The organism is Frankia sp. AiPa1 (assembly GCF_023243075.1).
Taxonomy (GTDB): Bacteria; Actinomycetota; Actinomycetes; order Frankiales; family Frankiaceae; genus Frankia.
In genome coordinates, this window is record NZ_JALKFZ020000012.1 from 1 (window position 1) to 1,257 (window position 1,257).

Sequence of the window (1,257 nt, forward strand, 5' to 3'; positions counted from 1 at the left end):
CTAGTAGACTGTCGCTGCTAATGTGTGGGGTATAGGTGGCGGAGTTTGGTGCGGGCGTCGTCGGTGGTGAACTGCCAGGTGACCTGGCGCTGGTTGGCGTTGGTGGCTGTCTGCCAGGCGTCGAGTTCGGTGTTCAGGATGTCGAGGGTGTCGATGCGGCGGTCGAGGCATTGGCGGGTCAGGGCGGAGAGTTCGATTTCGGCGATGTTGAGCCAGGAGCCGTGTTTGGGGGTGTGGTGGATCTCGAGTCGCCTGGCGAGGGCGAACGCGGTGTCCGGGTCGAAGGCTTCATAGAGCGAGGCGATGTCGTGGGTATTGAGGTTGTCCATGACCAGCACGACCCGTTCGGCGTCGGGATAGTCGATGGTCAGCAGGCGCCGGACGTGGTGGGCCCAGTCGATCCTGGTGCGCCGGGGGGTGGCCTGGACCCGGCGCCAGCCGGCCAGTGGCTCGACCCAGCAGAAGATCGAACAGGTCCCGTGCCGGACGTACTCGGAGTCCTGCCGTGCGTCTCGGCCCGGGGCGGCCGGTATCGGCTCGCGGGCATGCCCCAGCAGCTGGTAGGGCTTCTCGTCCATGCAGACCACGGGCACCGCCGGGTCGTGGGGACGGGCGTAGACCGCCAGGACGTCTTCCATCCGTGCGGCGAACTGCGCGTTCGCCTTCGGTGGGATGGTCCAGCACTTCTTCAGATGAGGACGCAACCTCGTTTTTTTAAAACCCGGCCGATGGTGGAATGGTCCAGGTCCGGGATGTCATCGACCAGCGCGACGTGCTTCTCCAACAGCCGCAGCGACCAGCGTGCATACCCTGCCGGTGGCTGCGAGCAGGCCAGCGCGATCAGCCTGGCCTCGACCTCCCCGGTCACCGGGGACGGCACCGGGGGACGCTCCCGTTCCTTCCGGCCGATCGTGGCCCACACATCCCCACCGGACTCGATGAACCGCTTCGCGACCAGCCGCAGCGTCTCACCCGACACCCCGACCCGGACCACGAGCTCCTCCTGGGACGCCACCGGACCCACCGAGGTATCCAACGCCAGCAGGACCCGCGCCCGCCGGATCATCGACGCCGGATGAACCCCCGTCGAGGTCACCCGAACCAACGCCTCACGATCAGCCGCGGTCAACACGACCGGCCGCTTCTTCTGCGAACCCACGACACAGTCCTGACCGGCAGGGACGACAAGATCTGCCAGACCCAACACTCCCACCCAGACACGAAACACACCAGGACTAAACAGCGACAGTCTACTAG

General features: G+C 66.1%; 2 protein-coding genes. Both read right to left on the reverse strand.

The window, feature by feature from the left end; genetic code table 11:
* Positions 1–17: 17 nt before the first annotated feature.
* A complete protein-coding gene (locus MXD95_RS04020; protein ID WP_250639160.1) occupies positions 18–704 on the reverse strand; it encodes an IS630 family transposase in 687 nt (228 codons plus the stop codon).
* Positions 689–1,159 (reverse strand): helix-turn-helix domain-containing protein, encoded by a 471-nt coding sequence (locus MXD95_RS04025; protein ID WP_018639414.1) that lies wholly within the window; start codon positions 1,157–1,159, stop codon positions 689–691. Before MXD95_RS04025 ends, MXD95_RS04020 begins: the two co-directional genes overlap by 16 nt.
* Positions 1,160–1,257 lie beyond the last annotated feature (98 nt).